Annotated in this window: 8 protein-coding genes; 4 read left to right on the top strand and 4 right to left on the bottom strand. The window is 68.6% G+C overall.

All coding sequences use genetic code 11. The features are described from left to right. Window positions 1–81: 81 nt before the first annotated feature. From ACW172_RS12205 to ACW172_RS12215, 3 genes are all read left to right on the top strand, one after another. Window positions 82–1,302: an NADP-dependent isocitrate dehydrogenase gene (locus ACW172_RS12205; RefSeq protein ID WP_492031711.1), complete on the top strand. Its 1,221-nt coding sequence runs from the start codon at window positions 82–84 to the stop codon at window positions 1,300–1,302. 148 nt (window positions 1,303–1,450) lie between these two features. Next, the gene (locus ACW172_RS12210) at window positions 1,451–2,095 is read left to right on the top strand and encodes a DUF2939 domain-containing protein (RefSeq protein ID WP_492031712.1); all 645 of its coding nucleotides are present in this window, start codon (window positions 1,451–1,453) and stop codon (window positions 2,093–2,095) included. Between the two features lie 52 nt (window positions 2,096–2,147). Continuing rightward, window positions 2,148–2,702 carry a DUF2939 domain-containing protein gene (locus tag ACW172_RS12215; RefSeq protein WP_492031713.1) on the top strand — a complete coding sequence of 185 codons (555 nt, stop codon included), beginning with the start codon at window positions 2,148–2,150 and terminating at the stop codon, window positions 2,700–2,702. A gap of 3 nt (window positions 2,703–2,705) precedes the next feature. Here the strand turns inward: ACW172_RS12215 and ACW172_RS12220 are convergent, their stop codons facing one another. The 4 genes from ACW172_RS12220 to ACW172_RS12235 form a co-directional block, all read right to left on the bottom strand. Then, window positions 2,706–4,496: a DUF885 domain-containing protein gene (locus ACW172_RS12220; RefSeq protein WP_492031714.1), complete on the bottom strand. Its 1,791-nt coding sequence runs from the start codon at window positions 4,494–4,496 to the stop codon at window positions 2,706–2,708. A gap of 68 nt (window positions 4,497–4,564) precedes the next feature. Next, complete coding sequence (locus ACW172_RS12225) at window positions 4,565–5,857, bottom strand: ammonium transporter (RefSeq protein ID WP_492034976.1); 1,293 nt, start codon at window positions 5,855–5,857, stop codon at window positions 4,565–4,567. Between the two features lie 81 nt (window positions 5,858–5,938). After that, window positions 5,939–10,456: a glutamate synthase large subunit gene (gene gltB, locus ACW172_RS12230; protein ID WP_492031715.1), complete on the bottom strand. Its 4,518-nt coding sequence runs from the start codon at window positions 10,454–10,456 to the stop codon at window positions 5,939–5,941. Continuing rightward, window positions 10,453–11,883 carry an NAD(P)-dependent oxidoreductase gene (locus tag ACW172_RS12235; protein WP_492031716.1) on the bottom strand — a complete coding sequence of 477 codons (1,431 nt, stop codon included), beginning with the start codon at window positions 11,881–11,883 and terminating at the stop codon, window positions 10,453–10,455. The genes gltB and ACW172_RS12235 overlap by 4 nt, the downstream gene beginning before the upstream one ends. A 263-nt stretch (window positions 11,884–12,146) precedes the next feature. On the opposite strand from ACW172_RS12235, the gene ACW172_RS12240 reads away from it, so the two are divergent. Then, a complete protein-coding gene (locus ACW172_RS12240) occupies window positions 12,147–14,954 on the top strand; it encodes a M16 family metallopeptidase (protein WP_492031717.1) in 2,808 nt (935 codons plus the stop codon). The last annotated feature ends 3 nt before the right edge of the window (window positions 14,955–14,957 follow it).

Raw genomic sequence — 14,957 nt, forward strand, 5'->3', positions numbered from 1 at the left:
GGCCCCCCTTTGCGTGCGGGGCTTCAGGTGGCTATACCGCCGCCAACCTGTTCTCCTTCCCAAACGTCAGAGGCGCTCCGCATGGCCAAGATCAAGGTCGCAAACCCCATCGTCGATATCGACGGCGACGAAATGACCCGCATCATCTGGCAGTGGATCAAGGACAAGCTGGTCTTCCCGTTCGTTGACGTCGAGCTCGACTACTACGACCTGGGCATGGAGCACCGCGACGCCACCGACGACCAGGTGACGATCGACGCCGCCCACGCCATCCAGAAGCACGGCGTCGGCGTGAAGTGCGCCACCATCACCCCCGATGAAGCCCGGGTGAAGGAATTCGGCCTGAAGAAGATGTGGAAGTCGCCGAACGGCACCATCCGCAACATCCTGGGCGGCGTCGTCTTCCGCGAGCCGATCATCTGCTCGAACGTGCCGCGTCTGGTTCCGGGCTGGACCCAGCCGATCGTTGTCGGCCGTCACGCTTTCGGCGACCAGTACAAGGCCACCGACTTCCTGATGCCGGGCAAGGGCACCCTGTCGATCAAGTTCGTCGGCGACGACGGCGAAGTGATCGAGCATGAGGTCTTCAAGTCGCCGGGCGCCGGCGTCGCCATGGGCATGTACAACCTCGACGACTCGATCCGCGATTTCGCCCACGCCTCGTTCGGCTATGGCCTGAAGCGCAACTACCCGGTCTATCTGTCGACCAAGAACACGATCCTGAAAGCCTATGACGGCCGCTTCAAGGACATCTTCCAGGAAGTGTTCGACGCCGAATACGCCGACAAGTTCAAGGCCGCCGGCCTGACCTACGAACACCGTCTGATCGACGACATGGTCGCGGCCGCGATCAAGTGGTCGGGCGGCTTCGTCTGGGCGTGCAAGAACTACGACGGCGACGTGCAGTCGGACGTCGTGGCGCAGGGCTTCGGCTCGCTGGGCCTGATGACCTCGGTCCTGATGACGCCGGACGGCAAGGTGCTGGAAACGGAAGCCGCCCACGGCACCGTCACCCGCCACTACCGCCAGCACCAGAAGGGCGAGGCCACCTCGACCAACTCGATCGCCTCGATCTTCGCCTGGACCCAGGGCTTCAAGCACCGCGCCAAGCTGGACGGCAACGCCGAGCTGGAGCAGTTCGCCTCGACCCTGGAAAAGGTCGTCGTCGACACCGTCGAAGCCGGCTTCATGACCAAGGACCTGGCGCTGCTGGTCGGCGACCAACAGGGCTGGCTGACCACCGAGGGCTTCCTCGACAAGGTCGCCGAGAACCTGCGCGCCGAACTGCCGAACGTCGGTTAAGTGCGCTAACGCGGGCGACGCGGTCGCCCGCTGCTTGAGCGCATTTCGTGACTAAACCTTCGCCCGCAACGGCTTGGCCGTTGCGGGCGTTGTCTTGAGCGCATAGCGTTAACGGCGAAGCCGTCGGGGGACGTGTGAGGGACAGGCCGTGAGCGACGAAACGTCGAAGGACGCCGACTATCAGCCGGTCTGGGCGCGCTCCCAGGCCCGCAAGGCCGCGTCGCGCCGCGATCCCTCGTTCAAGCGGCTGATTCTGAACCTGATCGTCATCGCCGTAGTGGTCGCCGCCGTCGGCTTCTTCATCGCCCCCGCCGTCGCCTTCTTCGGCATCCGCGCCGCCGCCCAGGCCGGGGACGTGCAGGGGCTGTCGAAGCTGATCGACTATGACGCCGTGCGCGCCTCGCTGAGGCCGCAGGTCACGGGGCGCACCGAGCCCCTGACGCCGCCGCCCTCGATCCTACAGGACCCGCTCGGCGCCATCCGTCGCCAGTTCGAACAGGCCGTGCCCCAGGTCGTCCCGAGCGCCCCGCCGGTCGATGCCTGGCTGGCGCCGCAGCCCTTGATCGCCCTGACCTCGGGCGCCGGCCGCGACGCCCTGACGGTGGCCGATAACCCCGCCGGTCAGACGGCGCAGGGCTGGCCGAAACCGGTCTACTGGAGCGTCAACCGGGCTCGCCTGAGCATCGCCGACGACGCCCACGCCCCGACGATCTTCACCTTCGAACGGCGAGGGCCATTCGAATGGAAACTGGTGCATATCGGCCTCCCTCCGGAAGGATCCGTCGCGCCTTGACTACCCCTCGAAACCGTCAAGCCTGCGCCGCGTTGCGGTTCGAGGAGTGCCAATGAACCGCAAGACCCAGCTCATCGTCCTCGGCGGCGTTCTCGCCCTCTTCTTCGCGGCCTATTTCGCCTCGCCGCTGCTGGCCGTGCGCGGCCTGATCTCGGCGGCCAAGGCGGGCGATGAGGCGAAGCTGGAGCAGCTGGTCGACTTCCCGGCCTTCCGCACCAGTATGAAGGAAGAGCTGAACGCCAAGCTGGTGGAGCAGATGCGCTCCGACCTCGGCGACCGGGCGGGCGGGCTGAGTGGTCTGGGCATGATCCTGGCGCCGACCCTGATCAGCGGCGCCGTCGACGCCTTCGTCACGCCCCAGGCGGTCGCCGCCATGGTCCGTTCCGGCGAGGTCCCCAGCGCGAAGAGCGTGGCCCGCAATCGCGCCCATGTGCCGGACGAACCCTCCAGCAAGGTCCACCAGAGCTACAGCTATCGCGGTCTCAACACCTTCGCGATCCGGCTGACGCGCGAGGACGAGCCGGACCAGTATGTCGATCTGCTGATGGACCGCCGCAATGTCTTCGGCTGGAAACTGGCCGCGATCGACCTGCCGAAGAAGCGCTAGGCCCTATTTCGCCTTCTGGGCCGCGATCCAGGCGTCCATGCGCTGGTCCAGCAGGTCGAGCGGCAGCGGGCCGTCGACCAGCAGGGCGTCGTGGAAGTCCCGCACATTGAACTTCGACCCCAGCGCGGTCTCGGCCCGGGTGCGGATGGCGCGCAGGCGGATCTCGCCGATCTTGTAGGCCAGGGCCTGACCCGGCCAGCCGATGTAGCGCTGCAACTCCGTCTCGATATTGTGCGGCGACAGGGCGGAGTTGTCGGTGAAGCACTGACGCGCCTGTTCGATGGTCCAGCCCATCCAGTGCATGCCGGTGTCGGCGACCAGGCGGCAGGCGCGCCACATCTCGTAGGACAGGCGGCCGAAGCGCTCTTCCGGCGTGCGGTAGAAGCCCATCTCCTCGCCGAGGAACTCCGAATACAGTCCCCACCCCTCGGTGAAGGCAGTGACGTCGACGTTCCTGCGGAAGTAGGGACCTTGCGCGGCTTCCTGCTGCAGGGCGATCTGGATGTGGTGGCCGGGCACCGCCTCATGCAGGGTCAGCGCCGGCAGCTCATAGAGCGGGCGCTGGTCCAGCTTGCCGGTGTTGACGATATAGCCGCCGGGCACGCCCTCGGCGAGCGAGCCGCCGTTGTAGCGGCCGGTGGTGTAGGTGTCCTCGATGTCCAGCGGCACGGGCCGGACGTTGTAGGTCAGGCGCGGCAGGGTGCGGAACAGGGCCGGCAGGCCGCCGTCGGCGCGCTTGGCCATCTCCGACGCCTTCTCGATCATGTCCTCGCGCGAAGTCGCATAGAATCGCGGGTCGGTGCGCAGGTGCTGGAGGAAGCCGGCGAAGTCCCCGGTCCAGCCGGCGGCCTTCATCTCCACATCCATGCGGGCGCGGATGCGGGCCACTTCGTCGAGGCCGATCTGGTGGATCTGCTCCGGGGTCAGGTCGGTGGTCGTGTAGGAGCGGGCCTGGAAGGCGTAGTAGTCCTTGCCGCCGGGGCGCGAGCCGATGCCGACCGCGGCCGAGGCGGCGGGCAGGTAGTCGTCCTGGACGAAGGCCAGCCACTGGCGGCGGCGCGGGTTGATCTGGTCGGCGACGATGGCCGCCGCCCGCGCCTTCAGCGCCGCCTGATCGGCCGCCGGGATCGTGGTGGGCAGGGCGGCGAAGGGCTTCAGAAGCGGGTCGGTCTCTGGCGTGAAGGCGACCTCGTTCCGCAGCGAGACGAGGTAGCTTTCGGTCACCGACTTCGGCTGGGTGAAGCCGGTGGCGAGGCCGCGCCGGGCGTTGTCCAGACTGTCGTCATAGAGCTTGGGCAGGCCTTCCAGTCGGGCGATCCAGGCGTCGGCGTCGGCGCGATTGGTGATCCGGGTCGAGGAGGCGACATAGGCCATGTTCTGGCCGATCCCGCCCTCGGAGGTGAAGGCCAGGCGGCCGCTGTCGAAGCGGATCGATTCGATGGCGCGCCTGAGCACCCAGATCAGGAAGTCTCGGTTCAGCCGGTCGTCGGAGGACAGGCCCTCGGTCGGGATGGCCTGGGCGCGGGCGAGGAAGCCTTCCAGCGGCGCCTGCTGGGCGATCTCGGCGGCGCGGGTGACGTCGGGCAGTTTCGACTTGGCCGCCTGATCGCCCTCGAACCCGGCCGAGATCGGGTCGTTGGCCTTGAGGAAGGCCTCATAGTCGGTGAGCAGGGTTGCGAGCGCCGGGTTGGGCGCGGGCGTCGTCGCGGGCGCTGGAGGGACCTGCGCGAAGGCCGCGCTCGCGGTGGTCGTGAGCAGCAGTGCGGCGATGCCGATGGCGACGCGAGAGTTCATGTGAAGGCCCCTTCCAGACGGCGCGCATGGGGCCGGATGGAAGGGGCTTCGTCAATGGCCGGTGAGCCCTAGCTGTGAATGCTTTCGCCGTGTTCGGAGTAGTCGAGGCCCTCGACCTCGCCTTCCTTGGTGACGCGCAGGCCGACCGTGAACTTGCAGATCATCAGGACGATGAAGGTGCCGACCGCGCTCCAGGCGATGGCGCCGCCCAGGCCGATGGCCTGTTTCACGATCGAGGCGCCTTCGGACAGCGGATTGACGGCGGTCGAGGCGAAGACGCCGGTCAGCAGGGCGCCGACGATGCCGCCGATGCCGTGAATGCCCCAGGCGTCGAGGCTGTCGTCGTATTTGAGGGCGTGCTTGAGCCAGACGGCGCCCGCATAGCAGGCCGGGCCCGCGATGACGCCGATGAAGAAGGCGCCCTTGGGGTCAACGAAGCCCGCCGCCGGGGTGATGGCGACCAGACCCGCGACGATGCCGGACAGCAGGCCCAGCAGGGTCGGCTTCTTCTTCTCGATCCATTCGATGGCCAGCCAGCCGAGCGAGGCGGCGGCGGCGGCGAGGATGGTGTTGAAACAGGCCGTGCCCGCCAGCGCATCGGCGGCGCCCGCCGAACCGGCGTTGAAGCCCAGCCAGCCGACCAGCAGCAGGCCGGTGCCGATGGCGGTGTAGGCGAGATTGGCCGGGGCCATGTTGTCGCGCCCGAAGCCGTGACGCGGCCCCAGCACCAGACAGCAGACCAGACCGGCGATCCCGGCGTTGACGTGGACGACCGCGCCGCCGGCGAAGTCGAGCACGCCGAGCGAGCCCAGATAGCCGCCGCCCCAGACCTGATGGCAGATCGGCGCATAGACGATCAGGTGCCACAGGCCGAAGAACAGCAGGGAGGCCGAGAACTTCATCCGCTCGGCGAAGGCGCCGGCGATCAGGGCCGGGGTGATGATGGCGAAGGTCATCTGGAAGCTGACAAACAGCAGTTCCGGGATGCCGGGCAGGAGGCTGTGGGCCGTGGTCGAGGTGACGCCGTTCAGGAAGGCCGCCTGTAGCCCGCCGATATAGCCGTTGACCGCGTCAGGGCCCTTGCCGAAGGCGAGGCTGTAGCCGGCGATGAACCAGAGCACCGAGACGAGGGCGAAGGCCGCCGTCGACTGGGCGATGACCGAGATGATGTTCTTCTTGCGGACCATGCCGCCGTAGAACAGGGCCAGACCCGGCAGGGTCATCATCAGGACGAGGGCCGTCGACGTCAGCAGCCAGGCGCTGGCTCCGGAGTTCAGGTCGAGCACCGCCTGATGCCCCAGAAGCGCGGGCGCCGCCGCTGAAGCGGGCGCGGCGGAGAGGGCGAGAAGCGCCGCCCCCATCAATGGAATTGAAGCGAGGCGGCGGATCAGGGTCATCGGCGGGGAGGCCTATCGACTAGAGAAAACAGGGAGGAACCCGGATCATGCGGGCACGGCCTCCGGATGGTCAAGCTTGGCCTCCGCCTCGGCGACCGGGATCGGAACGATGCGCACGAAGCGGGTGACGCTCTCGGCCCAGTTCGCGATCAGGCGCTTGGCCAGGGGCGAACCCGTGGCCTTGGCGTGGGCGCGGATCAGGGCTTCCAGACGGTCGGCGGCGGCCGGGGTCAGGGCCGCGACCGAGGCCAGGTCGCCGTTCAGGGCCAGGTCGATCTGGGCCCGGTCCTGCAGCACGAACAGCTCGCCGCCGGACATGCCGGCCGCCAGGTTCCAGCCCACAGGGCCCAGGACCACGACGCGGCCGCCGGTCATATATTCGCAGCCGTGAGCGCCCAGACCCTCGACCACGGCTTCGGCGCCGGAGTTGCGCACCGCGAACCGCTCGCCCGCCGAACCGGCGACGAACAGCCGGCCCGAGGTCGCGCCGTACAGGGTGGTGTTGCCCACCGCCGGCTGGTTCTCCCGGTATTCGATCGGCTTGACCACGATGTCGGCGCCGGACAGGCCCTTGCCGACATAGTCATTGGCCTCGCCGGTCAGCTCGAGCTTCAGGCCCTTGGCGCAGAAGGCGCCGAAGGACTGGCCGGCCGACCCCTGCAGCTTCAGCGTCAGGACGCCGGTCGGACCGGTCGGGCCCCAGCGGCGCACGATGGCCGAGGACACGCCCGCGCCGATGGTGCGCATGACGTTGGAGATCGGATAGCTGAGCTCCGAGGTCTGGCCCCGGTCGAGGAAGGCCCAGGCGTCGTTGAGGACACGGGCGTCCAGCGTCGAGGGAACCTCGGCGCGGCCCTTTTCGGCCCACAGCTTCTTCTCGGGGGCCTCGACGCGAACCAGCAGGGGGTTGAGGTCGAGGTCGTCGAGATGCGCCCCGCCGCGACGCACCTGACGCAGCAGGTCGGTGCGGCCCACGATTTCGTCCAGCGTCCGCGCGCCCAACATGGCCAGGTATTCGCGGACTTCCTCGGCGATGAAACTGAACAGGTTCACGACCTTGTCGGCCGTGCCGGTGAACTTCTCGCGCAGGCGCGGGTCCTGGGAGCAGACGCCGACCGGGCAGGTGTTCGAGTGGCACTGACGCACCATCAGACAGCCCATGGCGATCAGGGACGCGGTGCCGATGTTGAACTCCTCGGCGCCCAGGATGGCGGCGATGACGATGTCGCGGCCGGTGCGCATGCCGCCGTCGGCGCGAACCACGACGTGGCTGCGCAGATTGTTGAGGCTGAGCACCTGATGGGTCTCGGCCAGGCCGATTTCCCAGGGCAGGCCGGCGTGCTTGATCGACGACTGGGGCGAGGCGCCGGTGCCGCCGTTGTGGCCGGCGATCAGGATGGCGTCGGCCTTGGCCTTGGCCACGCCGGACGCAATGGCGCCGATGCCCGAGGCCGAGACCAGCTTGACCGTCACCCGGGCGTCCGGATTGATCGACTTCAGGTCGTAGATGAGCTGGGCCAGATCCTCGATCGAATAGATGTCGTGGTGCGGCGGCGGCGAGATCAGGGTCGCGCCCGGCGTCGAGTGACGCATGCGGGCGATGAACTCGGTGACCTTGAAGCCGGGCAGCTGGCCGCCCTCGCCGGGCTTGGCGCCCTGGGCGATCTTGATCTCGATCTCGCGGCACTGGTTCAGATATTCGGCGGTGACGCCGAACCGGCCCGAGGCGATCTGCTTGACCGCCGAGTTCATGTTGTCGCCGTCGGCGCGCGTCGCATAGCGCTCCGGATCCTCGCCGCCTTCGCCGGAGACCGAGCGGGCGCCGATGCGGTTCATGGCGACGTTCAGGACGCCGTGGGCCTCGGGGCTCAGCGCGCCCAGCGACATGCCGGGGGTCAGGAAGCGCTTGCGGATTTCCGAGACGCTCTCGACCTCATAGACCGGCACCGGCGACAAGCCTTCGCGCCAGTCCAGCAGGTCGCGCGGGGCGTTGTCGGGCTGGGCGCGGATGGCGTCCGTGTACTGCTTGAAGCGCTTGTAGTCGCCGCGGTTGCAGGCGTCCTGCAGCAGGTGGATCGTCTTCGCGTCGTGGGCGTGGCTCTCCTGACCGGCGCGGATGCGGAAGAAGCCGCCGATGGCCGGGGAGGGGACGGCCTCGGTCCAGGCCTGGGCGTGGCGGCGCAAGGCCTGCTGCTCCAGACCGGCCAGACCGATGCCCGAGATGCGCGACGGGGCGCCGGGGAAGAACTCGGCGGTCAGGGCGCGGGACAGACCCAGGACCTCGAACTCGCAGCCGCCGCGATAGGCGGAGATGACCGAGATGCCCTTGCGGGCCAGGGTCTTCATCAGGCCGGCCTCGAGGCCCGCCTTGTAGTTCAGGCAGGCGTCGCGCAGCGACAGGCCGGGATACTGACCCTTGTCGAGACGATCCTGGAACATCTCCTGGGCCAGCCAGGGGTTCACGGCCGTGGCCCCGACGCCGACCAGGACGGCGACGCCGTGCGGCTCCAGCGCCTCCGACGAGCGGACCACGATGGAGACAAAGCTGCGCAGCCCCTTGTCGGTCAGGCGCAGGTGAACCGCCGCCGTGGCCAGGATCATCGGGATGGTGATGCGCTCTTCCGAGGCGCGTTCGTCGGTCAGGACGACGAGCGCCGAACCCGCCTTCACCGCGGCCTCGGCCTCGGTCTGGATCCGGTCGATGGCGGCGCGCATCCCGGCGCCCGGACGATCGCCCTCGGCCGGCAGCGGATAGGAACAGTCGATGGTCACGGTCGTGCCCGCGCCGACGACGCCCAGCATCCGCTCGTACATGCCGGTGGTCAGGATCGGGCTGTTCAGGACGAAGACGTTCGTCTGGGCCTCTTCCTCGGCGAGGATGTTGCCGAGGTTCTTGAACCGGGTCTTCAGGCTCATGGCCCCGGCTTCACGCAGGGGGTCGATGGGCGGGTTGGTGACCTGGGAGAAGTTCTGGCGGAAGTAGTGGGCCAGCGGGCGCGGCAGGTCCGACAGCACCGCCGGCGGGGTGTCGTCGCCCATGGAGCCGACCGCTTCCTTGCCGTCCCGGATCAGGGGGTCCAGCAGCATGTCGAGGTCTTCGCGGCTGTAGCCGGCGGCGATCTGGCGACGCGTCAGGGCCTCGCCGGTGGCGGCGCGCGGCTCGGGTCCGGGGCCGATGACCGGCTCCAGATCGATCATATTGTCCAGCCACTCCTGATAGGGGTGGGCGGCGGCCAGGGCGTCGATGGCCTCGGATTCGTCGAGGATGGTCCCGGTCTTCAGGTCGGCGACGATCATCCGGCCCGGGCCGATGGGCAGGCGGCGCGCGATACGGGCCTCGGGCAGGCCGGCCAGACCGGCTTCCGACCCGGCCAGCAGCAGGCCGTCGTGGGTGACCATTGCGCGCAGCGGACGCAGGCCGTTCCGGTCCTTGCCGCAGACGATGTAGCGGCCGTCGGTGGCGCAGATGGCGGCGGGACCGTCCCACGGCTCCATGACCGCGTTGCAATAGGCGTAGAGCGCGCGATGGTCGGCCTTCATCAGCCCTTCGTCGCGGGCCCATGCCTCGGGGATCAGCAGGGCCTTGGCCATCGGCGCGGGACGTCCGGCCCGGACCAGAACCTCGAACACATTGTCCAGGGCGGCCGAGTCGGAACCGCCAGCCTGAACGACCGGCTTCACATCCTCGTCGTGGTCGCCGAAGGCCTGGGCCGTCATGCGGATCTCGTGCGACCGCATCCAGTTCAGGTTGCCCTTCAGCGTGTTGATCTCGCCGTTATGGGCCAGCATCCGGAACGGCTGGGCCAGCCGCCATTCGGGGAAGGTGTTGGTCGAATAGCGCTGGTGGAAGATGGCGTAGGCCGACTGGAAGGTCGGATCCAGCAGGTCGGGATAGAGTTGGTCCAGCAGCTCGGCGCGGACCATCCCCTTGTAGATCAGCGACCGGGCCGACAGGGAGCAGACGTAGAAGCCGGGCACGGCCTCGGCGGCGACCGCGTTCTCGATCCGGCGGCGGCAGAGATACAGCTCGCGCTCCAGATCCTCGCCGGCCTCCGGGTCCGCCAGATGGGCGGGGGTGGCCAGCATGATCTGTTCGATCTCGGGCCGGGTCGCCCCGGCCTTGGAGCCGACGACCGACAGATCGATCGGGGTCTGACGCCAGCCGTAGATGTAGAAGCCGGCGCGCAGGACTTCGGTCTCGACGATGGCGCGGGCGCGGTCCTGAGCGCCCAGATCGGTGCGCGGCAGGAAGATCTGGCCGATGGCGATCGGGCCCGGACGCAGGGTCTGGCCGATGACACGCACCTGTTCGGCGAAGAAGGCCTGGGGCGCCTCGACCATCAGGCCGGCGCCGTCGCCGGACAGGCCGTCGGGGTCGACGGCGCCGCGGTGGGCGACGTTCTTCAGCGACTTGATCGCGTACTCGACGACCTCACGGCGCGGCTTGCCGTCGATGGCGGCGACGAGGCCGACGCCGCAGGCGTCTTTTTCCGACGCGGGCTCATAGGCATTGGCGTCGATCAGACGCTGGCGGTCGGCGGTGTATTGGGCGAGCCAGCTCATGCGGCCTGCTCCTCGGTCTGGGTACGCAGATAACGGTCGATTTCAGCGGCGGCGTCCTGGCCGTCGCGCACGGCCCACACGACCAGCGAGGCGCCGCGGACGGCGTCGCCAGCGGCATAGACGCCGGGCAGGGAGGTGGCGAAGCCCGAGCGGGCGATGGCCACGGTGTTCCACTCGGTCAGCGACAGGTCGTTGTGGTGAGCGGCGAACTGCTCCGGCTCGAAGCCCAGGGCCTCGATGACCAGATCAGCCTGCAGGTCGAAGTCGCCGCCGGGGACGGTGACGATCTCGCGGCGCTTGCCGAACTCGGGCTCGGACAGGGCCATGCGGGCGGCGCGGACGGACGAGACGGCGCCGTCGCGCGACATCAGGGCCTTGGGCGCGCCCAGCCATTCGAAGACGACGCCTTCTTCCTCGGCGTTCTGAACCTCGCGGGCCGAGCCCGGCATGTTGTCGCGATCGCGGCGATACAGGCAGACGACGGATTCCGCGCCCTGACGGATGGCGGTGCGGACGCAGTCCATGGCGGTGTCGCCGCCGCCGATGACGACGACCTTGCGGCCCTTGGCATTGTGCCAGGTGTCGTTGTCGGTCTCGCCCAGATCACGACGGTTCTGGTGGATCAGGAAGTCGAGCGCCGGGACGGTGTCGCCGGGGCCGCCGCCGGGAACCGACAGGGCGCGCGCCTGATAGACACCCATGGCCAGAAGCACGGCGTCATGACGCTCGCGCAGCTGCTCCAGCGTCACGTCGACGCCGACGTTGCAGTTCTGCACGAACTCCACGCCACCCTCGACCAAGCGGTCGGTGCGGCGCTGGACCACGCGCTTTTCCAGCTTGAAGCCGGGGATGCCGTAGATCAGCAGGCCGCCGGGGCGGTCGTGGCGGTCATAGACGGTGACGGCGTAGCCCGCGCTGCGCAGACGGTCGGCGGCGGCCAGACCGGCCGGGCCGGCGCCGACGATGCCGACGGACTGGCCGCGCTCATGCGCCGGACGGATGGGCTCGACCCAGCCGTTGTCGAAGGCGGTGTCGCCGATGAAGGCCTCGACCGAGCCGATGGTCACGGCTTCCCAGCCGGACTGGTTCAGGGTGCAGGAGCCCTCGCACAGACGGTCCTGCGGACAGATGCGGCCGCAGATCTCGGGCATGGTCGAGGTGGCGGAGGCGATGCGCCAGGCCTCGCGCATCTCGTCTTCCGCCGACAGGCCGAGCCAGTCGGGGATGTTGTTCTGCAGCGGGCAGGCGTTCTGGCAGAAGGGCACGCCGCAGTCGGTGCAACGCCCGGCCTGGACCTCGATATTCTCGGTCGTCGGTTTGACGATGATCTCGCCAAAATCCTGCACGCGGACGGACGCTGTCGTCTTGGGAAGACGACGCGGTTGCACGACGAAGCCCTGCGGCCCGGATGATCCCTTGTTCTGCATACGCGCATAAAGCCAAAAACAGGCTTTTCGGCAAATGATTTTCTCGAGAGTGGGGTTTTCGGACGGTATTCGGCATGATCTTGCCGACGATGTGCAAACCTGAGGACGAACCGACCCTGTGTAGCGACGCTTGTTTGCGAATGGTTCGCGATAAGGCGCCGGAACATGACCAAAAGTTCAGGAAACGTCGCTTTCCCGGTCGGCGGGTGCGGGCTAGGCAGCTGTAACGGCCCAGCTGGGCCCCTCGCATTCCGGAGGATTTCATGCGTTCGACCGCCCGCCGTCTGGCCCTGATGGGAGGCGTCGCCGCCTCTGTCGTCTTCGCCTCCGCCGCCTGGGCCGCGCCCGAACCCGCCGCCCCGGCTTCCACGGCCACCCAGCGCGGCGAGCGGCTCGCGCCCCTGCCGCCGATCGACATTCCGTTCACGAAATTCACCCTGGCCAACGGCCTGACCCTGATCGTGCACGAGGACCACAAGGCCCCGATCGTGGCGGTCAACATCTGGTACCACGTCGGCTCCAAGAACGAGCCGGCGGCGCGGTCGGGCTTCGCCCACCTGTTTGAACACCTGATGTTCAACGGCTCGGAGAACTTCAACAACGATTTCTTCAAGGCCACCGAACTGCTGGGCGCCACCGACCAGAACGGCACCACCAACACCGACCGCACCAACTATTTCCAGAACGTCCCGACCTCGGCCCTGGACTCGATCCTGTGGCTGGAGAGCGACCGGATGGGCCACCTCGTCGGCGCCATCGACCAGGCGCGTCTGGATGAGCAGCGCGGCGTCGTTCAGAACGAGAAGCGCCAGGGCGAGAACCAGCCCTATGGCCGCGTCTGGGATGCGATCACCAACGCCACCTATCCGGCCGACCACCCCTACGGCCACACCGTCATCGGCTCGATGGACGACCTGAACGCCGCCGATCTGGACACGGTCAAGGCCTGGTTCCGCGACTACTACGGCGCCTCGAACGCGACCATCGTCCTGGCCGGCGACATCACCCCGGAAGAAGCGAAGGCCAAGGTCGAGCAGTACTTCGGCGACATCCCGCCCGGACCGCCCGTCACCCATCCGAACCGGATGATCGCGCCGATGGTCGGCCATCAGTCCGAGACCATGTACGACCGCGTCGGCCAGCCGCGCCTCTACAAGGTCTGGAACACGCCGGAAGCCGGCTCGGCCGACAGCGACTACCTGGGTCTGCTGGGGCAGGTGCTGTCCTCGGGCCGCAACTCGCGTCTCTACAAGCGTCTGGTCTTCGACGACCAGGTCGCGGTGGGCGTCAACGCCGGCCAGAACGAGAGCGAGATCGGCAGCCAGTTCCTGGTCATCGTCACCGCCAAGCCGGGTCAGGACCTGGCCCGTATCGAGGCCATCGTCGATGAAGAGATGGCCAAGCTGCTGCGTGACGGTCCGACGGCCGAGGAGCTGGAGCGCGCGCGCACGGTTCAGGGCGCCGGTCTGGTGCGCGGCGCCGAGCGCATCGGCGGCTTCGGCGGCAAGTCCGACCTGCTGGCCGAGAGCCAGGTGTTCCACGGCGACCCGAACGCCGGGAAGGACAGCTATGAGCGCGTCCTGGCCGCGACCCCGGCCAATCTGACCGCCGCCGGCCGCCAGTGGCTGACGGACGGCAGCTATTCGCTCGACGTCCTGCCGATGCCCGACTACGCCGCCGCCGCGACCGGCGTCGACCGGACCCAGGGCGTGCCCGCCACGGGCGCCGTCCCGGCCGCCATCTTCCCCGAGGTCCAGCACGCCACCCTGTCGAACGGGCTGAAGGTGGTCCTGGCGCCGCGCAACGGCGTGCCGACTGTGTCGATGAACCTGATCGTCAACGCGGGCTCCGCGACCGACGCGGCCGACAAGGCCGGTATCGCTTCGCTGGCCCCGACGGTGATGACCAACGGCACCGATACCCTGGACGCGCTTCAGATCTCGGACCGCACCCAGCTGCTGGGCGCCACCCTCGGCGCCGGCTCGGCCGCTGACTACTCGAGCGTCTCCATGACCGCCCTGTCCACCCGGATGGAGCCTTCGCTGGCGCTGTATGCCGATGTGATCCAGCACCCGGCCTTCCGCCCGGCCGACTTCACCCGCGCCCAGGCCCAGCAGGTCGCCGGCATCCAGCAGGCCAACCGCAGCCCCGGCGCCATCGCCAGCCGCGTTCTGGCCGCCAATGTCTATGGCCCGAACAGCCAGTACGGCCGTCCGACGAGCGGCACCGAGGATACGGTCAAGGCCCTGACCCCGGCCGACGCCGAGGCCTATCACGCGGCCTGGTTCCGTCCCGACAACGCGACCCTGGTCGTGGTCGGCGACACGACCCTGGCCGAGCTGCAGCCGCAGCTGGAACGCGCCTTCGCCGGCTGGAAGGCGCCCGCGACCCCGCTGCCGGCCAAGCCCGCGACCTCGGTCATGGCCGCACCGGCCCAGCCGCGCGTGCTGCTCGTCAACCGTCCGGGCCCGCAGGCGATCATCACCGCCGGCCGTCTGACGGCGCCGTTCGACGCCGCCACCGAGCCGCGTCAGGACGCCTTCAACACCGCCCTCGGCGGCGCCTTCACCAGCCGGATCAATATGAACCTGCGGGAAGACAAGCACTGGTCCTACGGCGCATCGTCGGGCGTGCGCACGGCCATCGGTCCGCGCATGTTCGCCGCCACCGCCGCCGTCCAGTCGGACAAGACCGCCGAGAGCGCGGCTGAGGTCCAGAAGGAACTGTCGGGCGTCGTCGGCGCCCATCCGGTCACCGAGGCCGAACTGACGGCGGTCAAGGCCAACCTGATCCAGGGCATGGCCGGCGGCTGGGAAACCAATGCCGCCGTCATGGGCGAACTGACCCGCATGGTCGTCTACGGCGTGCCGGAAGACTACTATACGGCCTACGCCCGCGAGGTGAACGGCACGACCCCGGCCATGGCCGCGACGGCGGCGCAGACGGTCGTCGGCACGGGTCCCACGACCTGGGTCATCGTCGGCGACGTGGCGGCGATGCGCTCCAAGATCGAGGCCCTGAACCTGGGTCAGGTCTCCGTGGTCGACGTCAACGGCAATCCGGTCCCCTAAGGG

The sequence above is a fragment of the Brevundimonas sp. ALps5 genome, assembly GCF_058681645.1.